Origin of the sequence: Paraburkholderia piptadeniae (assembly GCF_900007165.1) — a bacterium.
GTDB lineage: Bacteria > Pseudomonadota > Gammaproteobacteria > Burkholderiales > Burkholderiaceae > Paraburkholderia > Paraburkholderia piptadeniae.
Genome location: NZ_CYGY02000026.1, coordinates 53,365 through 76,117, shown reverse-complemented (window position 1 = coordinate 76,117; position 22,753 = coordinate 53,365). Strand labels below are relative to the sequence as shown.

The following is a 22,753-nucleotide window of genomic DNA, read 5'->3' as shown; positions in this document are numbered from 1 at the left end:
GTCTTCTCGCAAACGTCGGACTCGTCGGCATCGCATCGTACAGACGACATGCCACGCTCCTCTGACGGCTGGATGCGCAGATGCATCGTTCCGCCACGCCAATGACTGCTGGCACGCGAAAGAGTATCGGGTTTAAAGCGCGATGAAAAGAGGGCATGACGTGCATGCATGTTTTGGAAATGAATTGATTCGATTTCTTTAGTGGTCTCTTTCCGTATCACCTTTAGGGTGCAAAAAGCAGAAGAACATGCTGCTCAATTTCTTTCCTCTGTCATCTTCTTCGGGAACGTGCGAAATAGTTTTTATATCTGGCGATCCATGTCATACACTTCGAATCTCGTTGCCTACGTGGAAGACTACTCGGGCTAACGACAGCAATCCTGTCTTGCCTGAATCCTGGGGGCAGGGCGGTCCTTCTCTTCTATCGAAACGCGGATGGATCACACCATGAGTAATCCAAAGCTTGAAGTATTGACGCCCTCCAACTGTCAGATCATTTTCATCGATCAACAACCGCAGATGGCATTTGGCGTCCAGTCGATTGACCGCCAGGTACTGAAGAACAATGTTGTCGCGCTGGCAAAAGCGGCAAAGGTATTCGACATACCCACCACGATCACGACGGTGGAATCCGAGAGCTTTTCCGGCTATACCTACCCTGAATTGCTGGATGTGTTCCCGAATCATCCGCTGCTCGAACGCACGTCGATGAACTCATGGGACGATCAGAAAGTGCGTGACGCACTGGCGAAAAACGGCCGCAAGAAAGTCGTCGTGTCCGGCCTGTGGACCGAGGTCTGCAACAACACGTTTGCGCTATGCGCGATGGGTGAAGGTGGCTACGAGATTTATATGGTCGAAGATGCATCGGGTGGCACGTCGAAGGCCGCGCACGACTTTGCGATGCAGCGCATGATTCAGGCGGGCGTGGTGCCCGTGACGTGGCAGCAGGTCTTGCTCGAATGGCAGCGCGACTGGGCTCACAAAGACACCTATGATGCCGTGATGGCGATCGTCAAGGAACATTCGGGCGCATACGGCATGGGTGTCGATTACGCGTACACGATGGTCCACAAGGCGGCTCAACGCGTGAAGGACAAGCACGAAGTACTTGCGCCCGTGCCGGCGCCTGTCGCGAAGTAAGAGCAAGCGCGCGAATAACGCGGCGATGAAGCACAGAGAAGTGACGGGCCGCATTCGCCTGCCACTTTCTGCCCGCTTGTCGCTGCGTGTCGATGGAGCTGACGGGGCGACGCCATCATCGAGTCAGAACGGCGGCGTCTGGTTGCAGCGATTTCGATGACGACGGAGGATGAGCCGGATGACTCGGCGGATCGTGTCGACGGGTAAGTGCATGCGAGGAACGACAACTAGCGTTATCGGCTCCTGCATTCATGGGACGTCATTCTTCCGAGTACGCCCAGGGTGCGCTCGCGAGAGATTCGACGAGAAAGTCCAGCAGCGCGGTCACTCGTGCGGGCCTGAGAAGGCCAGGCGGTGTAATCAGGTTGAGGTGAACTCTCGCGATCTGCCAGTCGGGCAAGACTTCTTCGAGTGCGCCGCTCGACAGCGCATCCCAGACGACGAACTCCGGCTGCAGTGCCAGACCCTGTCCGGCAAGCAGTGCGGGGCTGATGGCCTCGGCGTTGTTGCTGCTGATTCGCCCCTTCACGGGCACCACGTATTCCCCTTCCGACTCGTGACGGAAGCGCCATTGGCCAGGCGTCGGCAGATTCGTGTAGATCAGGCACGTGTGATCGACGAGTTCTTGCGGATGCGTCGGGCGGCCGTGGCGGGCCAGATAGTCGGGGCTTGCGACAAGCGGCCGGCGCACCGCGCACAGCTTGCGCGAGCGCAGCGAAGAGTCGGGCAGTTCGGCGATACGCAGTGCAACATCGAATCCTTCGGCGACGACATCGATCACCGTATCGGTGAGCGACAGGTCGATGTCGACGTGAGGATAGCGATTGAGAAATTCGGGGATCAGCGGCGTCAAGTATTTGAGGCCGAACGACATCGGCGCGGTGATGCGCACCGTACCGTGCGGCGTGAGCGCTTGCGCCGACGCTTCGGCTTCCACTGCTTCGCCTTCGTTCAGGATGCGGACCGCGCGTTCCAGAGCCATCACGCCTGTCGGTGTCAATGACAGGCGGCGCGATGTCCGGTACAGCAGTGCCGTGCCGAGCCGTTGTTCGAGCCGCGCAATGGCCTTCGATACCGTGGGCTGCGACATGCCGAGCGATTCGGCCGCTTTGGCAAACGAGCCGAGATCGGAAACGCGGGCGAATATCGCCCAGGCTTCAAGGTCGGGTAGAGAGGGCATGAAAAGATTGGAATGGAATCTATTCATTCCATTCTATTTATTAGGTTGAGGAGGTCAAATACTATCGCTTCTCCGAAATCGACGTTGCGAAGGCGCTCATGAATGTCGATGGCGCTCGCAACGCGGGACGGTCTTCATCACGCAACGTCACGTTTGTTGATTCAACCTGGAGAACACGATGCCTCAAGCTCAAGCAAAGCCCGGAAAACTGCTGCTTTCGCCGTCCGATCACACGCTGATCATGATCGATCACCAGTCGCAGATGGCCTTCGCGACGAAGTCGATCGATCCCGTGACGCTGCGCAATAACGCCGCGCTCGTGGCCAAGGCCGCGAAGGAGTTCTCGGTCTCGACCATTTTGACCACGGTGGCGTCGAAGACTTTCTCAGGCCCGATCTTCGATGAGATCAAGTCGGTGTTCCCGGAAGCGGACATCATCGACCGCACGTCGATGAACACATGGGAAGACCAGCGCATTGCCGATCGCGTCAACGCAATCGGCAAGCCCCGCATCGTATTTGCGGGTCTGTGGACGAGCGTGTGCATCGTCGGCCCGGCGCTGTCGGCGCTCGATCAGGGTTTCGAAGTGTATGTGATCGCCGATGCGTGCGGCGACGTGACCGACGAAGCGCATGAGCGCGCGATGGAACGCATGGTGCAGGCAGGCGCGCGTCCGATGACCTCGCTGCAATACCTGCTCGAACTGCAGCGCGACTGGGCGCGCAGCGAGACGTACAACCAGACGGTGGCGACGTCGATCCAGCACGGCGGCGGCTACGGTCTCGGCCTGATCTACGCGAAGACCATGTTCGGCGGCAGCGAAGGTCACTGACCTCGCGTCACAGTGGCAAGGCTGGCGCGTTCGCGCGCCGGCCGCTCTTTTAGATGATCCGACGATGCAAGCAAGGTGAGTCGATGAAAGTGTATGTGTTGTCACTGGGCGCCGGCATTCTGGTCGGCGTCATCTATAGCCTGCTGAATGTGCGTTCGCCGGCGCCGCCGCTCGTCGCGCTCGTGGGCTTGCTCGGCATTCTGGGCGGCGAGCAGGTCATTCCCATAGGCAAGCATCTTCTTTCGGGCTCGCCGCTTTCGACGGCATGGAACGAAGCGCGCAGTGCAGCGCACGTGTTCGGCATGCTGCCGAGCCGTCATGCCGTCGAGCAGGCTGGCCGCGCAAATGCCGCTGGTGCCGAAGGTGCCGAAGGTGCCGATAACGCCGATCGCGCCGATATCAAGGAAAAACGCTCATGATTGCATCCGCAACAGCCCCTGACCTCATCCTGCACAATGGCCGCTTCACGACGCTGAACCGCGCGAACCCGAACGCGAGCGCAGTCGCGATCAAGGACTGCAAGTTCGTGGCCGTCGGCGACAATGGCGAGGTCATGTCGATGGCGACGGCCGCGACGAAGGTGATCGACCTGAAGGGACGTTCCGTTCTGCCGGGACTCATCGACAATCACACGCACGTCGTGCGCGGCGGCCTGAACTTCAACATGGAACTGCGTTGGGACGGCGTGCGCTCGCTCGCCGACGCGATGAACATGCTCAGGCGCCAGGTGGCCATCACGCCGCCGCCGCAATGGGTGCGCGTGGTCGGTGGCTTCACCGAGCAGCAGTTCGCCGAGAAGCGGCTTCCCACCATCGACGAGCTGAATGCGGTTGCGCCCGATACGCCCGTCTTCATCCTGCATCTCTATGACCGCGCGTTGCTGAACGCCGCTGCGCTGCGCGTGGTCGGCTATACGAAGGACACGCCGGAGCCGCCGGCCGGACAGATCATGCGCGACGGCGACGGCAACCCGACGGGTCTGCTATTGGCGAAGCCGAACGCGTCGATCCTCTACGCGACGCTCGCGAAAGGGCCGAAGCTGCCGTTCGACTATCAGCTCAATTCGACGCGCCATTTCATGCGCGAACTGAACCGGCTCGGCGTGACGGGCGTGATCGATGCGGGCGGCGGCTTCCAGAATTACCCCGACGATTACGAAGTCATCCAGAAGCTCGCGGACGATGGACAGATGACCGTGCGTCTCGCGTACAACCTCTTCACGCAGAAGCCTAAGGCGGAAAAGCAGGACTTCCTGAACTGGACGAAGACATCGAAGTACAAGCAGGGCGACGACTATTTCCGTCATAACGGCGCGGGCGAGATGCTCGTGTACTCGGCAGCGGACTTCGAGGACTTCCGCGAGCCGCGGCCGGACATGCCGGCGCAAATGGAAAACGAACTCGAAGAAGTCGTGCGCGTGCTCGCCGAAAACCGCTGGCCCTGGCGCATGCATGCAACCTATGACGAGACCATCAGCCGCGCGCTGGATGTCTTCGAGAAGGTCAACCGGGACATTCCGCTCGACGGCATCCACTGGTTCTTCGATCACGCCGAGACGATCTCCGAGCGTTCGATGGACCGTATCGCGGCGCTTGGCGGAGGCGTAGCGGTGCAACACAGAATGGCCTATCAGGGCGAGTATTTCGTCGAACGTTATGGCTCAGCGGCAGCCGAGGCGACGCCGCCCGTCGCGCGCATGCTGGAGAAAGGTGTGCGCACATCGGCGGGCACCGATGCGACGCGTGTCGCGTCGTACAACCCGTGGGTGTCGCTTGCGTGGCTCGTGACGGGCAAGACGGTCGGCGGTCTGCGGCTCTATCCGCAGCGCAATCGCCTCGACCGCGATACGGCACTGCGGATGTGGACCGAGAAGGTCACCTGGTTCTCGAACGAAGAAGGCAAGAAAGGCCAGATCGCAGTGGGCCAGCTGGCGGATCTGATCGTTCCTGATCGCGACTTCTTCGCGTGCCCCGAGGACGACATCGCGAGCACCGTGTCGGATCTGACGATTGTCGGTGGCCGCGTCGTCTTTGGCGCGGGAGCGTTCGCTGATCTCGACGACAACGCGCCGCCGCCCGCGATGCCCGACTGGTCGCCCGTGCGCCGCTTCGGCGGCTTCGCTGCGTGGAAAGACTTGAAGGGCGAAGGCGAGGCTTCGTTGCAGCAGATAGCGGCGACGTCGTGCGGCTGCTCGAACGGATGCGCGGTGCACGGCCACGACCACGCGCGCGCCTGGTCGAACAACGCGCCTGCATCCGACCTGCGCTCGTTCTGGGGCGCGCTCGGCTGCGCGTGCTGGGCGGTCTGACATGAACGCGCGCGCACAAGGGAATCCGCACTGGATCGCGGCGCTGCTCGCGCAGCCCTGGCTGCTGATGCTCATACGCACGGCGCTCGTGTCCGCCTATGTGATCGGCGGTCTGGCCAAGCTCGCGGACTTTCATGGCGCTGTGCTCGAGCAGGAGCACTTCGGGTTGCACCCGGGATGGCTGTGGGCAGCGCTCGCGATCGTCGTCGAGCTTGGCGGCTCGGCGTGCGTGATCGCGAACCGCTTCGTGTGGCTCGGCGCGGGCGCGCTGGGCGCATTGACGGCCATCGCGATGTTCGTCGCGAACGACTTCTGGAACCTGACGGGCGACGCGCACTTCTTTGCGTTGAACGCCTTCTTCGAACACCTTGGACTGATCGCCGCGCTCGTCATGGCGACATGCCTTGCCGGCGTTCAACATTCTTCCGGTCATGCCGGTGTTCAATAAAGACCTTAAAGGACCTTCACCATCATGCGTAACCTCCGCTCCCTGATTGTGACGACGCTTGTTGCCGTCGGTCTTGCCGCATCGTCCATTGCATCCGCTAAGCCGGCGGCGGCTCCGCAACTCTCCGTCGGGCCGCAATACGACACCACGCACGTCTACGTCGCGCCCGATGATTTCGACAAGTTCACCGACAGCTTCGTCGCGACCTTCGGCGGCCACAAGTCGCAGCAAGGCGTGTTTCAGGTGACGCCGACGCCGAGCCAGACGATGTCGCAACTCGTCTTCACGCCCGTCGGCACGATCTCGGTGTTCGGCTTCAAGACGCCTGTTCCGTATCCGTTCGGCAACGAGCGCACGGGCTACCTCGTGACCGACATGGACGCGGCCGTGAAGTCGGCGAAGGCGCATGGCGCGGATGTCACGGTTGCGACGTTCCCTGACCCGATCGGCCGCGATGCGATCGTCTCGTGGCCCGGCGGAGTCAACATGCAACTCTACTGGCACACGAAGGCGCCGAACTACGATGCGCTGCAGACGGTGCCGGAGAACCGCGTCTATGTATCGCCGGAACGCGCCGATGCGCTGATCCGCAATTTCGTGGCCTTTTCGCACGGCAAGGTGGTCTCCGACGATCGCACGGCGCCGGGTGTCGAGATTGGCCGGCCCAACGATACGTATCGTCGCGTGCGTATCGAGTCGGGCTTCGGCCGGATGACCGTGCTGGTGACGGACGGCCACTTGCCGTATCCGTACGGCCACGAGATGACGGGATACGAAGTGTCGAATCTCGGCGACACGCTGCAGAAGGCAAAGGCGGCGGGCGTCACGGTGCTGGTCGCGCCGTTCACTTCGGACAAACGTGAAGCGGCCGTCGTGCAGTTCCCCGGCGGCTATATCGCCGAGATTCATGCAGCGGCGCAGTAACGCATGCGAGAACGCGGGCATGCGCTGCGTGATGGACGCGGATGCATGCGCGCGTGCATGCGCCGTTTGCTCCGGCGTCAGCCCAACGGCGGGAGATGATCGATGAAATCTGAAGACAGCGTGCTCGCCGCTATCGCAGGCTATGTCGATACGCTCAGCTTCGTCGCGCTTTTCGGCCTGTTCACTGCGCACGTCACGGGGAACTTCGTGCTGATCGGCGCCGAGGCGGCAGGCTTCGGCCAGGGCGTGTTCATGAAGCTGATGGCGTTCCCGGCATTCGTTGCGGGCGTGGTCGTCAGCAGCCTGCTCGTGAAGAGCATGGAACCTGCGACGCCCAATCGCGCCGCATGTCTTCTCTATGCTGTGCAGGCGGCGCTGATGCTGGTCTTTTGCCTTGCGGGTGTCGGCGTTTCGCCCGTCGTTCATTCGGACAGCACGCCCGTCATCGCCTGCGGGATGGTCGGCGCGGCGGCGATGGGTGTGCAGAATGCGCACGGCCGGCTCGTCGCGCGTCCCGGCGTGCCCAACACCGTGATGACGGGCAACGTCACGCAAGCCGTGCTCGATGCGATCGACGTGCTTTCGCCGCGCGCGCCATCCGATGCGCAAGCCGTGGCGCGAACGCGTCTGGGCAAGATGCTGCCGGCCATTCTCGCATTCGCTGCGGGCGCGATCGCAGGCGCGCTCGCGTATCGGCATGTCGGGTTCTGGGCACTGCTGCTGCCGTTCGTCGTGCTCGTGTGGCTCGCATTCAACGCACGCGGCGGAGAGACGGAGATGGCCGCTCATATAAGTCCTTCGCCAACCGGCTCTACGACCGCGACCAACGCAAGGAAATAGTCGAAGCAGGACCGGCGCGGAACGCTGATTGCGGCCGTTCGCCTTTGATCGAACGGCAAGTGCGAACTCCATTTCGAATACGCGCTGATGAATGTCGCGAGCAAAACTACCGCACCTCTTTCACGACACGGAGAAGCTATGACGCGTGTGTGGTCCAGGCCGTTCGCAAGTACGAATGCTGTTGCGTGCCTTGCCCTTTTCGTTGCCGGCCTGGCGTTGAGCGGCGGTGCGCGGGCGACCGAGGAAACGGCCTCCGCCGATACGGCAGGCGCCGCGTGCACCGCGAAGCGGCCCGTCGTGCTGTTCAATCGCTGGCAGGAGGACTGGTCCGTGCTGGCGGACAAGTGCGTGCCCCGGCAGCCGCTGGACAGCCTCAAGTACATTCCGCTCGGCGGCGATCCGCATTCGTATCTGTCGCTCGGCGCGAATCTGCGCGAGCGCCTCGAAGTCAACGACGCGCCGCTCTTCGGCATCGGCACTGGGCATTCGGATACCTACGTGATACAGCGCGCGCAGGTCAGCGCCGATGCGCGTATCGGCCCGTATCTTCAGTTCTTCGCGCAGCTCGAAGATGCGCGGCCGTTCGGCAAGGATACGGTGTCGCCCGTCGACAAGAATCCGCTCGACCTGGAGCAGGCCTTCGTCGCGTGGGTCAGCCCGCTGGGACCCGGCACGTTCAAGTTCCGCGTCGGCCGCCAGGAGATGGCATTCGACTTGCAGCGCTTCATCTCCGTTCGCGACGGCCCGAACGTGCGGCAGGCGTATGACGCGATCTGGGCGGACTACGAGTACGGCAAATGGCGCTTCATCGGATATCTGACGCAGCCCGTGCAGTACCGCGACGTGACCACGTTCGACGATGTGTCGAACCGGCATCTCACGTTCAGCGGCGTGCGCTTCGAGCGGCAGGGCGTCGGGCCGGGTGATCTTTCAGGCTACTACTCGAAGTACAACCGCTCGAATGCGCGCTTCCTCGATGCAACGGGCGACGAGCATCGCGACGTCTTCGACCTTCGATACACAGGCAAGGTCGGCCGCGCCGACTGGGACGTGGAGTCGATGTATCAGTCCGGGCACGTCGGCAACAAGACGATCGGCGCGTGGGCCGTCGGCTCGCTCGCGGGTTACACGCTCGACCTTCCATGGGCCCCGCGCGTGGGCGTGCAGATCGACGCGGCGTCGGGCGACCGGCATCCCGGCGACGGACGCGTCGAGACATTCAATCCGCTGTTTCCGAACGGGTACTACTTCACGCTCGCGGGCTACACGGGCTATGCGAACCTCATCCACGTGAAGCCGTCGATCACATTGAAGCCCACGAGCAAGCTCGCGTTGCTCGGTGCGCTCGGCTTCCAGTGGCGCGAAACGACAGCGGACGCCGTGTATCAGCAGGCCAATGCCGTGGTGCCGGGCACGGCGGGACACGGCAGCCGGTGGACGGGCATGTATGTGCAAGTACGCGCCGACTGGACCATGGCGGCGAACCTGATTGGTTCCGTCGAAGCGGTGCACTTCCAGGTCGGCGATTCGATTCGAAACGCGGGCGGCAGTAACGCGGACTACGTGGGCGTCGAACTGAAGTATGGATGGTGAGTGCATCGGAAGCGAAGCGGCGCGTCATCGCGTGATGCCGCGTGTCGGCAGTTATCTGTGGATCGGAGGGAGAGCAACGATGAACGCAAAGATCGCAATGACAGGGGCTTGGGCAATCGCCGTGCTGACGCTATCGGCGAGCGTCTTCGCGCAGACTGCGGGCGCGCCGAACGGCGCAAGCGCTGCGGCGCCTGCCGACAGCACGCAAACGGCCACAGCCACTAAAGTGAACGACCGCCAATTGGAAAAGGACGTTCATCATGCGCTCGGCAAGACGAAGCATCTGACCAGCATCGGCATCAGGGTTCACGCCGATGCGGGCGTCGTCACGCTGACTGGAACGGTGCCCAACCGTGCTGCGCTGGACAGAGCGGCTAGCGCCGCAAAGGGAGTTCCGGGCGTCACGGAGGTCAGGAACAACCTGACGATCCAGCACGATTGATGAATGCCAGATAGCGAAACGCTTCGTAGCGGAGGAATGTGATGGGCACTCTCGCGGAAGAAGACATCGGGCGACGCGCGTTGCTGGACATCTTGATACCCAATGCACACACACCGGATTCCGCAACGGGCACAGCGCGCGGGAAGAAGCAACGGTTCCGTTTGAAGAAGCGCCGCATGCGGGAAGAGCGCGCACCTGAAGTCGACGCGGAGCCTCGGCCGACGTGTATTTCGGTAGTCGAGCGGTTGTCATCGGAAACCGTGAGCGTTTGCTGGAGCGATGCGAGGATGGGCCGTTACTCGGAACAGGTCTGGCGGCTGGGGCGCGCGCACCGATTCGCTCTGCCTGTTGACGGGCAGACAGATTCGATATGGCGACAAGATCTTTCGGCCCCGGACCGAGCAGGGCTATCTCACGCCCGATCACAACCGGATGATCCTCGCGTGCGCCATCGATGATTTGTGCTGTGCGGGCGCATGAGAAGCGCGAGTGCTCATCGTCACCTTGCGGCGTGATATGTCGAACTCGCGGACCCATACGGGGAAGGATTGCCGAAGCGAGGCATCGATCCGTTCGTGCGAGCGCGCTTCAGTTCGGCGACGACTTCGGCGCGTGTTTTTGGGCGCCCATTGGAAACATGCGCGGTCGAATGGTGGCGCGACGTCTGTCCGGCGTGTCGCGTCTTTGCGGATGTTTTGTCGGCCGACGCGAGCCGCTCGCGCCGCGTGCTCTGTTCCGGCCTGTCACCCGATTCACTCGATGCGCGCACGAGTGCCGATGGTTGAGCCGGCGGCGCCACTGCACGGTCTGATTTCTCGTTAGCGGGACTGGTCGGAGCGGCGTGCGCGCCGTCGCTGATTGCGGGAGCGGCAACGATGGATGCCATCGCCTTCGCTTCTCTCGCCTCGCGCACATTGAGTTCCCTCTGCAACTCCAATGCTTCAGGTAGTCCCTTGCGAACCGAGAGCACGGCGTTGAGCAACACCTTGGCAGATGTCAGGTCGTTGCGGTGCAGACTCGCGCGTATCGACTGGAGGATGAATGCGATATCGGCATCGGACGTGCCGTCGGACGCAGCCGTAGGCAGCTCGGCGCGACGCGCGGATTCGTCCGCATCGCTCGACGAACTTGCACTGCGCGAGTTCTCGTCGCCATACACCGACCGGTAGGCGGCAAGCCTGTCGCTGTCCATCGGCAGGGCAAGAGCCACCACGACCAGTACGACCATCACGACAAAGCCGGCAATGGCCATTCTGTCCGTTCGACGGATCATCGCGCCCCTCCTGACGAACTGTGCGTTCCTAACCCACCATTATGCTTTGCCCAGCAATGCGCGTGCCAATGCTTTAAAGCAACCGTTGCAAAGCCATCGCCGATAAAAACTTCCACATTTTTCACTCTTATTCCATCAATTGCCAAAAGCGGGCCAGTTGCTCTGCAATTCGTTCTCAGTTCCGATATAGTCGCCATTTTTGGCGAGCCAGAATGCGTACGCGCACTATGCGTAAGGCCCATTTCGAGTGCCGATTAAAAAGCCAAAAGACCATTCACTCTTTTCCCTGGAACCCGAATGCGAGCGATCATTCTTGCCGCGGGCCTCGGCCTGCGACTCCAGCAACCCCCGGGGGAGCAGTTTCCAAAATGTCTGTTGCGATTCGATGGCGTCACGCTGCTCGAACGGCATCTGTCGATGCTCGAGGCGGTGGGTGTCGATGAAGTCGTGCTCGCGCTCGGCTTTCAGCCGCAACGTGTCGAGGCCGAACTGAAGCAGGCGGGACGCAAGGTGCCCGAGATCAGGCTCAATCCGCGTTTCGACCTCGGCAGCGTGCTCACCGTGCACACCGTCGCCGATGCGCTCACGCGCGGCGGCGATGTGCTGCTGATGGACGCCGACGTGCTTTACGACGAGCGCATGCTGGCCGCGCTCGTCGACGGCGATCACGCAAACCGCCTGCTGATCGACCGCGATTACGAAGCAGGCGACGAGCCCGTGAAGCTGTGTTTGAAACACGGCGTCCCCGTCGAGTTGCGCAAGCAGCTGGCCGTGGGTCTCGACTACGACACGATCGGCGAATCGGTCGGCTTTTTCCGCTTCACGCAAGCGGCGGCAGAGCGCTTCGCGCAGATCGTCGCAGGCTATATCGACAGCGGACGCGCAAACATGCCGCACGAAGAAGCCGTGCGCGACCTGCTGCTCGAACGCACTCACGCATTCGAGACGGCCGACGTCACCGGCCTGCCGTGGATCGAAATCGATTTTCCCAATGATGTTGCGCGCGCAAGCCAGGAAGTTCTGCCGCAACTTCAGCGCACCATTGGAGTTACACGATGAACGCACGCGAACCCTCTTTCGTCACCACGCTGTCGCGCAGCGCGCGCCTGCGCCAGATGCTGACGAGCAACGAACTCGAATTCCTGATGGAAGCCCACAACGGCATCTCCGCGCGTATCGCGCGGGAAGCCGGCTTCAAGGGCATCTGGGGCTCGGGCCTCGCGATCTCCGCGCAATACGGCGTGCGCGACAACAACGAGGCGAGCTGGACGCAAGTCGTCGATACGCTCGAATTCATGGCCGACGCGAGCGACCTGCCCATCCTGCTCGACGGCGATACGGGCTACGGCAACTTCAACAACGTGCGCCGTCTCGTGCGCAAGCTTGAGCAGCGCGGCGTCGCGGGCGTGTGCATCGAGGACAAGCAGTTTCCGAAGACGAACAGCTTCATCAAGGGCGAAGCGCAACCGCTCGCCGACATCGACGAGTTCTGCGGCAAGATCAAGGCAGGCAAGGACTCGCAGACGGACGAGCATTTCTCGATCGTCGCGCGCGTCGAAGCGCTGATCGCGGGCTGGGGCATGGACGAAGCGTTGAAGCGCGCGGAAGCGTATCGCCAGGCGGGCGCCGACGCGATCCTGATTCACAGCAAGCTCTCGCGCCCCGATGAGATTCTCGAGTTCGCGCGCGAGTGGGCGGGCCGCGGTCCGCTCGTCATCGTGCCGACCAAGTACTACAGCACGCCGACGGAAGTGTTCCGCAAGGCGGGCATCAGCACGGTAATCTGGGCGAATCATCAGATTCGCGCGGCTACGTCGGCGATGCAGGCCGTGGTGAAGGAGATCTACGCGAGCCAGACGCTGGTGAACGTCGAAGACCGCATCGCGACCGTCAACGAGATTTTCCGTCTGCAGGACGCCGACGAATACTCGGAAGCGGAAGAGCGTTATCTGTCGGCATCGCGCGCATCGGGCTCGGCCATCGTGCTCGCCGCGAGCCGCGGCAAGGGCCTCGAAGCGGTGACGACGGACCGTCCGAAAGTCATGCTGCCCATCGCGGGCAAGCCGCTGTTGCGCTGGCTCGTCGATGCGTTCAAGAAGCAGGGCGTCAACGACATCACCGTGGTCGGCGGCTATCGCGCCGATGCGATCGACACGGCGGGCATCAAGCTCGTCGTCAACGAGCGTCATGAAGGGACGGGCGAGCTGACGTCGCTCGCATGCGCCGTCAACGGCTTGAACAACGATACCGTGATCTCGTACGGCGACCTGCTGTTCCGCAGCTACATCGTGCGCGATCTGGTCGAAAGCGAAGCGCCGCTCAGCGTGGTCGTCGATTCGTCCACGGTTTCGGAAGCGGGCGCGGCGAACCAGAGCGTGCGCGATTTCGCGTGGTGCTCGTCCGCCGACGATCGCGGCCTGTTCGGCAACAAGGTGCTGCTGCGCCGCGTGTCGAACAACGAAGCCGACGTGAAGGGCGAAGCACCGCATGGCCGCTGGATCGGTCTGCTGAACGTGCGCGGCGAAGGGCGTGAGCGTTTGCAGGCGGTGATGAACACGCTGCGCGCGCGCGCCGATTTCGATTCGCTCGATATGCCCGCGCTGCTGAACGCGCTGATCGAAGCCGGCGAAGAAATCGAAGTGCAGTACGTGCATGGCCACTGGCGCGGCGTGAACGACCTCGAAGACTTCCGTCGCGCGGGCGATTTCGCGCACGAGCAGACGCCGCTCGCAAAGGGCGATGCTGCGGGAGGAGTGGCGCAATGATCGAAGCTGCACAGTTTGTCGAGGCGGCGCGCGAGCGTGGCTTCGACTGGTATGCGGGCGTGCCGTGCTCCTATCTCACGCCGTTCATCAACTACGTGTTGCAAGACCGGAAGCTGCACTACGTATCGGCGGCGAACGAGGGCGATGCCGTCGCGTTTATCGCGGGCATCACGCTCGGCGCGCGCGGTGGTCAGGAAAACGGCGGGCGCGGCGTTACGATGATGCAGAACTCGGGCCTCGGCAATGCCGTGAGTCCGCTTACGTCGCTGACGTGGACGTTCCGTCTGCCGCAACTGCTGATCGTCACGTGGCGCGGCCAGCCGGGCGTGCCCGACGAGCCGCAGCATCAGTTGATGGGCCCCATCACGCCGGCGATGTTCGACACGATGGAGATTCCGTGGGAGACGTTCCCGACGGAAGCTGACGCAATCGGCCCCGCGCTCGATCGCGCGATCGCGCATATGGATGCGACGGGCCGTCCGTACGCGCTCGTGATGCAGAAGGGCAGCGTCGCGCCGTATGAACTGAAGGACGCGGGCCGCGCAGCGAAACGCGAAAAGCGTGAGTCGCGCGACGTGTCGCGAGGCGTCTCATCCGATGCGCTGCCGACGCGCAACGAAGCATTGCAACGCGTGATCGCGCACACGCCTTTGGATTCGACGGTCGTGCTCGCATCGACGGGTTTCTGCGGCCGCGAACTCTACGCGATCGACGACAGGCCGAACCAGTTGTACATGGTCGGCTCGATGGGTTGCCTCACGCCGTTCGCATTGGGTCTTGCGCTCGCGCGTCCCGACCTGCATGTCGTTGCGCTCGACGGCGACGGCGCCGCGCTGATGCGCATGGGCGTCTTTGCGACGCTTGGCGCATACGGTCCCGCGAACCTCACGCACATTCTGCTCGACAACGGCGCGCACGATTCGACGGGCGGACAGTCGACGGTGTCGCCCGAAGTGTCGTTTGCGGGCGTTGCTGCGGCGTGCGGCTATGCATCGGCTGTCGAAGGCGATGACGTGAGCCTGATCGACGAACTGTTCGCGTCGCCGCAACTCGACGGTCCGCGCTTCGTGCGCGTCGCGATTCGCCGCGGCACGCCCGATGGCTTGCCGCGCCCGACCATTACTCCGCCCGATGTGAAGACGCGCCTGATGCGCCACATCGCCATTTCCGGCTCGAACGAAGGAGCACGCTGATGCTGCTGATGAACCCAGGCCCCGTCACGCTGACCGAGCGCGTGCGCAACAGCCTGCTGCAAACGGACCTGTGCCATCGCGAGAGCGAGTTCTTCGATCTGCAGGACGAAGCGCGCGCGCGTCTCGTGCAGCTGTACGATCTCGACCCCGCGCAATGGAGCGCGGTGCTGATGACGGGCTCGGGCACGGCGGCCGTCGAGAGCATGATCGCGGCGCTGGTGCCGGAAAACGGCAAGCTGCTGATCGTCGAGAACGGCGTGTACGGCGAGCGCATCACGCAGATCGCGACGCAGTACCGCATCGCGCACAGCATCGTGAAGCACGAATGGATGCAGGCGCCGGACCTCGCACGCATCGCGGCCGCGCTCGACGCTGATACGTCGATCACGCATGTCGCCGTGATTCATCACGAGACGACGACGGGCCGTTTGAACGACCTGAAGGCGCTCGCCGAGGTTTGCCGTGCGCGCAACGTGAAGATGCTCGTCGATGGCGTGAGCAGCTTCGGCGCGGAAGAGATCGATTTTGCGGAAGGCACGATTGCAGCCGTCGCGGCGACGGCGAACAAGTGCCTGCACGGCGTGCCGGGCGCGGCATTCGTGATCGTGCGGCGCGATGCGTTGGCGAGTGCCGCGAGCCGCACGTATTACCTTGGGCTTGCGCGTCTCGCGAGCTTGCAGGATCGGCGCAATACGCCGTTCACGCCCTCCGTGCATGCGTACTACGCGCTCGTCGAAGCGCTGCGCGAACTCGACGACGAAGGCGGCTGGAAGGCGCGTCATGCGCGTTATGCGGCGCTCGCCGAGCAGGCGCGCGCGGGGCTTGCTGCGCGTGGGATGGAAAGCGTGTTGCCGCCGCGGGAGTGTTCCGTGGTGTTGCGTGCGTATCGACTGCCGAAGGGCATCGCGTATGAGCAGCTGCACGATGCGTTGAAGGCGCGTGGCTTCGTGATCTATGCGGGGCAGGGCGGCTTGTCGAAGGAGCTGTTCCGCATCTCGACGATGGGGGCGATTCATGCGCCGGATATCGAGCGGTTGCTGGCGAGTTTTGATGAGTTGATGCGGTAGGCAGCGTTGCTTACGTTGCCGGCCGCTCCGAAGCGCGAGATCAGTTCGCTACGGTCTCGGCCAGATGTAGCGTCGCGCTCCCGTCTCGCGACCGTCACATTGGTTGCACGCGACGAGGGCAGCCCGCTAGATTGAAGGACTATTCGACAAGGGCGTGCCACGCGGCGTCGGACGGACGGCTGCCGCAGATGCAGCGGCAGGTGCTCCAGCGGGTCCCGTCGTGCCTCCGCTGAATGCGCCAGCGCTAGCGCCGGATACGCTTGGGCCAACGGGCACCGGCGGAAAGACGGGCCTGGTGTTCGCTGCTGGCGCAGTCATAATCGCGCCGCCGGCGAACACCGGGGCGGTAGCCAGCGCCGCGACGGCGGCAAGCATCAGAACACTGATTTGGGTTTTCATCGCTAATCCTCTTCAAGTTTGCAATTCAAGATGCGGGCATGTGCGCGCAACCGCCCGCGTTCGGACGATGGTTGCGTGCGACCACACCTCTACTGATAGTTCATCGTGAAAGTCATCACCGTATTCGCCGTGCCCGCGAGTACGGGCGCCGTAGTCTGGTAGTACCGCGCCTTCAGCGGAATCGTGTAGCTGCCGCCGGACGTGTTGTATCCGGGCAGCGTCTGTTGCGTGGCGAGCGGTAACGCATTGCCATTGGCGTCGAGCAGCTGAACACCGACACCACGCGCGGTGGAGGCGCTATCAAGCGCCACCACTGACTGACTGGCATCGACGATCGTGGTCACGGCATCGATTTCGTATTTGATGCTGTTGATGCCAGCCGGGCAGTTGTTCAGGCTGATGTTGAACGACGCCGGAGCGGTCGAGATCGGACCGACGCCGGAGAACTCGGTGTTGGAGTGCGTGCCCATCGGCACCGTGACGTTGGGCGTCGCGCAAGCCACGGGGGCGAAGGTTGGGCCGCCGACCAGTGTGACGTTGGCGATCTGCTGCGGCGCCATCACGTAGTTGGTAAGCGGATTTGGAGTTGTAGTCACCGACACGCCTGCCTGCACGATCGTACCTGGCAGGTTGATCGTACCCCCGGTGACAGGTCCATACTTGACGAAGGCGAAATTCAGCTTGAAGCCGATCGGCATGCCCGTCTGCGGGTAGTGGTAAGAGGGGCCTCCGGAAGAATAGTCTAGGGACCCGAGCCCGCCACCCATACTCCAGCTAATATCAACCGGGTAGCCATTGATTCTCCCGCTGAAGTCATTGGTCCAGCCTGTAAGGTAGATAACGCCTGGATTACTCGTTATCGTCTCGTAAACCGAGCTGCCGATGACGATGCCAATGCCGTCGACGTTTGTCTTGAACAACGGAAACGTGATCCCATTCTCCGTATAGCTGCCAATCGGGGTCAGCAGCGAAAGAAATGAGGCGCTCCAGTAGTAAGTGGGCGGCGCCACGAGGCCGGAGGGGACGTCGCAGGACCAGACATTGGTGCCGGCAACATAGAACGGCGTCCAGGGGCCAATGCGGCGCCCGGTACTGGCGTCATCTCGGGGTACGGCGTACGTATCGTTAGGCAGCGTGATGGCAAATGAGCCCGGACTAGGCCCTGTGCAAGTCATCAGCGCCTGTGCCGACGCTTCGCCGTGAGCCAGCACGCCCAGCCAGACGAACGCGGCTATCCGCAGCCACCTCAACCAGTGCAGGCGTTCACGTGAGCGTTGAGTGTCGATCGATACGTTGAATCTCATGACCTTTGCATCCATGGTGTCATATAAGAGGCGGCGTCAAAACGCGGCCTTCGCCATCTGCTCGAACCTGCACTCGGCAGGCACGCGCACGATAAGCCGGCTCTTCGCGTCGACCAGTTTCGGCAGCGCATAACCCAGCGTGCAGGTCTCGTTCGCACCCGGTCCCCACTTCGCCGTCAGCGTTCCGCTGTCGCTCTTCAGGCCGCGCACCACAATGCGACCGGCCTGAGCCACCGTCCCGACAATCTGTCCCGCCGGTTCCGTCACTTCCGCGCCGAACGGCAGCGGCTTGCCGTCAGGCATCTTGATTTGCAGCAACGCGGCGCGGCCCGGATTGTCGGTCTCGAACTTCACCTTGACCACGGCGCCCGCCGTTGGCGCGACGTTCTGTATCGTCGACTTGAATTCGACGTCGAGCGGCAGCCCTTTCGGATCGATTTCGATCTCGTTGCGCGAGAACGGCGTCAGATTGGACACGACGGCATGGCCCCAGCGGTCGACGCGCAGGCCGTTGCCGTTGAGCACGCGCGCGCCCGCCGCGTCCTTTGCTTCCACGACGGCCAGCGTGTCGCCCATGCTCGCCATGAACGCGACGCCGCCCGGGTACGCGACGATGCCTCCGGACATGCCCGCGCCCACCTGGCTGTAGTTGCTGCCCTTGCTGACGTTGCCGGTCAACGTCGCTGCCGACGAAATGTAGCTGGCGCCCAGGCCCGCGCTGGTATTGCTGCCCATCCCGCCGCCGCCGCTGTAGCCTGCGCTCGCGGAATACGACAACGCGTTGTCCGTGCCGAGCGAACCGGATACGGATTCCTGCATGCTCACGACGCCCGACGAATCCTTCGTCAGGCTGGTACTGGCGTAAGGCGCATACGGCGATTTGCCCAGCGGGATGCCGAGCGTGAGCATCACGCGGTTGTCCCACTTCGCGCTGTTGATGTTGAGCTGACGGGACGCCGAAACACCAAAGTTGATGTTCCTGTAGCTGTTGCTGTAGCCGGCCTGGAATTGGGTATCGCGGCCACTACGGTTCCAGTAGTCCTGCGTGGACCCGGACAGATAGAAGCTGCCATAGCCCGTAGGCAGAGCCTGATTGACCATCAGTTGCAGACGTCCGCGCACGGTCCCGCCCATCGCGAAGCCCAGGCCTTGCCGATCAAGATCCTTCAGCGCGATCGCGTCGGACAGGCCAAGGAAGCCGCGCGTCGAATAGCGGTAGGCGGCGAGCGTCAGGTTGGTATGGGTGGGCGCGACCAGCTTGCTGTATGAGATCCGTATGCTCTGCCCGTTGCGGCCGGGTTCGTTGGTGAGACCCGTCGTGGCATGCGTGATGTCGAGCCCGAACGCACCGTACCCGGTATTCAATGCGACGCCCACGAGCGCAGAAGCATAGTTCTGCGCCAGCAACACGCCGCCATAGCCAGTGAGCAGATTGTTGAAACCGTGCTGGACCGTCGCCTGAAAAACGCCCGGTGCGATATGCACTGAAGGACTGCGATACTGGCCAACGGTCACGTTGAAGCGCGTCGTTCCCGGGCGCAGCGCATTGACCATCGGCGCATACGGAACGCGCGAGATCCGCTGGCTGCCGTCGGCTTCCGTCACGATCACTTCAAGGTCGCCGCCATAGCCAGTCGGATAGAGATCGTTGATCTCGAACGCGCCCGGCGACACCGTCGTTTCGTAGATGATGTTGCCGTTCTGGCGGATCTGCACGCGCGCATTGCTGTTGGCAATGCCGTGAATGGTCGGTGCATAGCCGCGCTGCGACTCCGGGTACATCCGGTCGTCGCTGGCCAGTTGCACGCCGCGAAAGCCGAAGCTGTCGAACATCGAGCCGTCGGTAAACGCATCGCCGATGACGAGCTGGCTCTTGAGCGGCGCAATCGAGCGCTGCATGTTCGTCTGCAAGGCCTGGTACTGCGTGCCTGTATGGTCGCTGTAGACGAGGCTGCCGTCATGGTGAAAGCGCCACGGGCCGATGTTCACGCCGGCATTCAGGCCCACGTAGGCCTGGGTGTACGAAACGCCCGCGCCGTCCGAGCGATACGCGTTGGCGTTGTACTGCACACGCGCGGCAGGCACCCCGTCGTCCCAATAGCGCGGATCGACATAGCCGCGAGCCGCACGGCTCATCGCAATCTGCGGCACGCTGATGTCGAGGCGCTGCTCGCCGTTGTCGAACGCGGCGGTGGCGCCCGGAATCAGCGTCGATAGCGGCGCGCATGCGCTGCCCGCGTTGTCCGCGAGAAGTGCGGTGGCCTCCGGCGAGAGCTTGCCCACGTCCACGCCGATGTGCTCCAGCATCGCGCGGTCAAAGCAAGGCTGTACGTCGCCGCGTCCGATCTTGCGCAGCACGGCCTGCGAGCGCCCCGTCCAGACCTCGTTGACGTACAGGTCCACGCGGTAGATGCCAGGTGCCGCAGCATTGCCCTGATTGAAGCGCGAGACGTCCAGCCGCGTTCCGCCCTGCTCATGCAGGAACGCATCGTTGAACTCGACCGAGGCGACCGTCGTATCGGCCGGCGCAGGCTGGGCCGCCCATGCACCGACGCTGGAGAACAAGGAAAGCGCCACCGCACTCACCGGACTGAGGCGCGACGGGATCGGGCAAGTACTTCGATACGAATGCATACAGTCGACTCAGAATTCTGGGCAACAGCCCGCCCTGCAGCTGTGGCAGCTGCATAAAAAGGCTGTTCGGAGTGAGGTGAAGGTCAGCAGCCGGTTACGACGTGTCCTTCCCGGCTGTTCCTAGTTGGCAGCGGATAACGGAGCCTCGCCGTCGATGGGGCCACCCCAATCGCTGATCGCGCGGTAGTGAACTTTCGCGCCCCCCGCAGGAATGCCTTCGCCCACCAGAGGAAACACCGCGCTTGCGCCGGGAGGGACCATGCCGCCGTCGTCGTTTTTCAGGGTCTTGCCACCCGCGCTGACTTCAAGGCTGGCAAACGAAACGTAGTAAGGCGTCGGGTTGCGTGCCTCGATCGCCGGCGTCTTCGCCGATTGCGTGATGCGCCACGAAAGCTGTGCCGGTGCATCGGCGGCTGCGCCTTTGAGGCCGGCCGGACGGTAGAAAAGCTTGATGCGCGTACGGAAAGCCAGTTGCAGCTTGTTGACGTCGGCCAGTTCGCCCGTCGGCTTGGGCGGCACTTCCAGTACGTTGAGCCAGAAGACCGATTCCTTGTCCTGCGGCAATGGCTCACCCGTATAGAGAATTCGCAGGGTCTGCGCTTTGGCGGGATCGATGCGCGCGGCGGGCGGCATGATCGTGAAAGGCACTTCGATGGAGGACGGAGTTTCCTTCGCGTTGCCCGTGTCCACCCACGACTGGACCAGTGCGGGCAGCTTGCCCTCATTGCTCATCTTGACCGTGGCTTCGCTGTCCTGCGAGTTGAAGATGACGCGTGTAGCACCGACTACCACCGACGCATGCGCGCCCAGCGACCCGATGAGGCCCAGTGCGAGCATCCCGGCAGCCAGCACGGATTGGATCGTTCCCTTGGCTTTCATTGCAGCATCCAGCTTTGAAGAGCAGGGGGACGCCCTTCGATCAGGCGTCGCCCCGCAGAGTCGATTAGTTATACGAGATGTCGTAAGTGACGGTCGCGGACACGGAGCCAGCGCCGGCGGCCCCCACCGTGGCGTGGTACTGCGAGTAGTAGTCCAGGTTGGCCGCACCGCTCACGATGGGGACCGACTTGGAGTTCTGCAGGCCCGCGCCGATACCGTCCGATGCACCGACCGTGATGACGCTCGCGTCCTTGTTCAGCAGTTCGACCTGCACGTTGCCGGCAGTGCCTGCATTGATCAGGCGGCCCGTGCCGAGGTCGACGGTGGGGCCGGCTTCAAAAAAGGTGTGCACGTTACCCGTGCCCGTGCAGTTGCTCAGTGCAATGCGAAAGCCGGTGCGGCCCGAGGTCTGGTCGACGGCCGCCAGGGTGGTCGTCGACACCGTCGGCATCGTCACGGTGAAGTTCTGGGGCGCCGTGCCACCGTTGATCTTGCAGGTGTTGGACGTGATTGCACCGGTGAACGTGATCGTGCCGTCGGGAGCAGCGTGCGCGAATTGCGAACCCATGGTGCCAGCGGCAATGATCAGAGCTGTGAAGAGCTTAACTTTCATAGTTAGTTGTCTTGTGAGTCGAAGAATATTGATGAGCCAAGGCGGACCTCGATGTTAGAACGCCGCCCGGATCCCACACTCCTCGGCGCCTGCCAGCGGAATTGCCATGCATTGCCCAAGAGTTGACGCATCGTATCGGCGCGCAGACTCAGGCTCTATAGAACAATTATTAAAATTGGCGAGCCCAATAGAAAAATTCCTAAGTTTCCGGGCGATGATGCTTGTCGACGGGTGCGGCCGTTCGCCACCGTTCGGTGGCCAATCATTTGATCGTTGTCGACTCTCGAAAGATGCCGTAAGGCATACGATGACCCCTACTGTTTCGTAGGGCTTATTCGAGAGGAGGCCGTGATGGTGGCGAGAGGGAAGAGTGATCGACTGAACTGGGGGACGATTGTCAGAGCGACGGTCGCAGCCACAGCGCTCTGCGCATCTGCGATGGTCTCGGCGGCAGAGGGCGGCGTGATTTCGTTTATCGGCTCGGTGGTCGAGCCGCCTTTCGAAGTAATGGCCGCGAGTGCTGATGCGTCGGTGACGCGAGTCGCGGCAACCGTATCCCGATTCGGCGCCGACGCATCGGCGACGACCGTGACGTTCGCCGTTCTCGCCGACAGCAGGCCGAGCGCCAAGGTGTCGATCGAGCCAGTCCAGAATGCAGCGGCGCGTACAGGGTCCGCCGCTTCTGGTTCCGTGACGTCCGTCTTTGCCGACGGCTCAGGCCAGAAGACGGCGCCCGACCGGAACGGTGAATATCACGTTGGACGTGCGGGCGGCGCGCTGTTGCTGACATCCGCGGCGGGCGTGAAATCCACCGTCGCTCCGCGTGTCACGGTAGTGAGCCAGTACAACTGAATCGAATGGATTGGCGTCGATGCTTCTCATCGACGAGGCGACGGCAGACCACGTTGGAACCCGG

General features: G+C 62.7%; 21 protein-coding genes. 15 read left to right on the top strand and 6 right to left on the bottom strand.

Annotation, left to right across the window (positions count from 1 at the left end; genetic code table 11):
- Window positions 1-447 precede the first annotated feature (447 nt).
- Window positions 448-1,143, top strand: a complete 696-nt coding sequence (locus BN2476_RS14120) for a hydrolase (protein WP_087734821.1) — start codon at window positions 448-450, stop codon at window positions 1,141-1,143.
- A gap of 259 nt (window positions 1,144-1,402) precedes the next feature.
- Here BN2476_RS14120 and BN2476_RS14115 read toward each other — a convergent pair whose 3' ends face one another.
- The gene (locus BN2476_RS14115; protein WP_087734820.1) at window positions 1,403-2,323 is read right to left on the bottom strand and encodes a LysR family transcriptional regulator; all 921 of its coding nucleotides are present in this window, start codon (window positions 2,321-2,323) and stop codon (window positions 1,403-1,405) included.
- A gap of 178 nt (window positions 2,324-2,501) precedes the next feature.
- Between BN2476_RS14115 and BN2476_RS14110 the strand changes: the two genes are divergently transcribed.
- The 9 genes from BN2476_RS14110 (at window position 2,502) to BN2476_RS49700 (ending at window position 10,168) form a co-directional block, all read left to right on the top strand.
- Entirely contained in the window at window positions 2,502-3,155 is a 654-nt protein-coding gene (locus tag BN2476_RS14110) for a hydrolase (protein ID WP_087734795.1), read from the top strand.
- 83 nt (window positions 3,156-3,238) lie between these two features.
- Entirely contained in the window at window positions 3,239-3,574 is a 336-nt protein-coding gene (locus tag BN2476_RS14105) for a XapX domain-containing protein (RefSeq protein ID WP_087734794.1), read from the top strand.
- Window positions 3,571-5,463 (top strand): amidohydrolase, encoded by a 1,893-nt coding sequence (locus tag BN2476_RS14100; protein WP_087734793.1) that lies wholly within the window; start codon window positions 3,571-3,573, stop codon window positions 5,461-5,463. The genes BN2476_RS14105 and BN2476_RS14100 overlap by 4 nt, the downstream gene beginning before the upstream one ends.
- Window position 5,464: 1 nt before the next feature.
- Window positions 5,465-5,911 (top strand): DoxX family protein, encoded by a 447-nt coding sequence (locus BN2476_RS14095; RefSeq protein WP_087734792.1) that lies wholly within the window; start codon window positions 5,465-5,467, stop codon window positions 5,909-5,911.
- 24 nt (window positions 5,912-5,935) lie between these two features.
- Complete coding sequence (locus BN2476_RS14090; RefSeq protein WP_087734791.1) at window positions 5,936-6,835, top strand: glyoxalase; 900 nt, start codon at window positions 5,936-5,938, stop codon at window positions 6,833-6,835.
- A 102-nt stretch (window positions 6,836-6,937) separates the two neighbouring features.
- On the top strand, window positions 6,938-7,675 hold the full coding sequence (locus tag BN2476_RS14085; RefSeq protein ID WP_087734790.1) for a YoaK family protein: 738 nt from the start codon (window positions 6,938-6,940) through the stop codon (window positions 7,673-7,675).
- A gap of 138 nt (window positions 7,676-7,813) precedes the next feature.
- Window positions 7,814-9,268, top strand: coding sequence for an alginate export family protein (locus BN2476_RS14080; protein ID WP_087734789.1), 1,455 nt, complete (start codon window positions 7,814-7,816; stop codon window positions 9,266-9,268).
- A gap of 79 nt (window positions 9,269-9,347) precedes the next feature.
- Entirely contained in the window at window positions 9,348-9,710 is a 363-nt protein-coding gene (locus BN2476_RS14075) for a BON domain-containing protein (protein WP_087734819.1), read from the top strand.
- A gap of 41 nt (window positions 9,711-9,751) precedes the next feature.
- A complete protein-coding gene (locus BN2476_RS49700) occupies window positions 9,752-10,168 on the top strand; it encodes a DUF3331 domain-containing protein (protein WP_369122649.1) in 417 nt (138 codons plus the stop codon).
- Between the two features lie 41 nt (window positions 10,169-10,209).
- On the opposite strand, the gene BN2476_RS14065 is transcribed toward BN2476_RS49700, so the two are convergent.
- Complete coding sequence (locus BN2476_RS14065) at window positions 10,210-10,983, bottom strand: DUF4148 domain-containing protein (protein ID WP_143810962.1); 774 nt, start codon at window positions 10,981-10,983, stop codon at window positions 10,210-10,212.
- A 297-nt stretch (window positions 10,984-11,280) separates the two neighbouring features.
- Here BN2476_RS14065 and BN2476_RS14060 point away from each other — a divergent pair, with 297 nt between their 5' ends.
- The 4 genes from BN2476_RS14060 to BN2476_RS14045 are packed head-to-tail and all read left to right on the top strand — an operon-like array spanning window position 11,281 to window position 16,008.
- Entirely contained in the window at window positions 11,281-12,042 is a 762-nt protein-coding gene (locus BN2476_RS14060; RefSeq protein ID WP_087734787.1) for a phosphocholine cytidylyltransferase family protein, read from the top strand.
- Entirely contained in the window at window positions 12,039-13,748 is a 1,710-nt protein-coding gene (gene aepX / locus BN2476_RS14055) for a phosphoenolpyruvate mutase (protein WP_087734786.1), read from the top strand. Before BN2476_RS14060 ends, aepX begins: the two co-directional genes overlap by 4 nt.
- Window positions 13,745-14,941, top strand: coding sequence for a phosphonopyruvate decarboxylase (aepY, locus tag BN2476_RS14050; protein WP_087734785.1), 1,197 nt, complete (start codon window positions 13,745-13,747; stop codon window positions 14,939-14,941). The genes aepX and aepY overlap by 4 nt, the downstream gene beginning before the upstream one ends.
- Window positions 14,941-16,008: a 2-aminoethylphosphonate aminotransferase gene (locus tag BN2476_RS14045; protein WP_087734784.1), complete on the top strand. Its 1,068-nt coding sequence runs from the start codon at window positions 14,941-14,943 to the stop codon at window positions 16,006-16,008. Before aepY ends, BN2476_RS14045 begins: the two co-directional genes overlap by 1 nt.
- Window positions 16,009-16,496: 488 nt before the next feature.
- Here BN2476_RS14045 and BN2476_RS48155 read toward each other — a convergent pair whose 3' ends face one another.
- From BN2476_RS48155 to BN2476_RS14025, 4 genes are all read right to left on the bottom strand, one after another.
- Window positions 16,497-17,711 carry a fimbrial protein gene (locus BN2476_RS48155; RefSeq protein WP_235850822.1) on the bottom strand — a complete coding sequence of 405 codons (1,215 nt, stop codon included), beginning with the start codon at window positions 17,709-17,711 and terminating at the stop codon, window positions 16,497-16,499.
- Window positions 17,712-17,747: 36 nt separating this feature from the next.
- A complete protein-coding gene (locus BN2476_RS14035) occupies window positions 17,748-20,288 on the bottom strand; it encodes a fimbria/pilus outer membrane usher protein (protein WP_500043641.1) in 2,541 nt (846 codons plus the stop codon).
- A gap of 177 nt (window positions 20,289-20,465) precedes the next feature.
- Window positions 20,466-21,224, bottom strand: coding sequence for a fimbria/pilus periplasmic chaperone (locus tag BN2476_RS14030; RefSeq protein ID WP_087734782.1), 759 nt, complete (start codon window positions 21,222-21,224; stop codon window positions 20,466-20,468).
- 64 nt (window positions 21,225-21,288) lie between these two features.
- Window positions 21,289-21,837 carry a fimbrial protein gene (locus BN2476_RS14025; RefSeq protein ID WP_087734781.1) on the bottom strand — a complete coding sequence of 183 codons (549 nt, stop codon included), beginning with the start codon at window positions 21,835-21,837 and terminating at the stop codon, window positions 21,289-21,291.
- Between the two features lie 462 nt (window positions 21,838-22,299).
- Here BN2476_RS14025 and BN2476_RS14020 point away from each other — a divergent pair, with 462 nt between their 5' ends.
- Window positions 22,300-22,689, top strand: coding sequence for a hypothetical protein (locus BN2476_RS14020; protein WP_143810961.1), 390 nt, complete (start codon window positions 22,300-22,302; stop codon window positions 22,687-22,689).
- Window positions 22,690-22,753 lie beyond the last annotated feature (64 nt).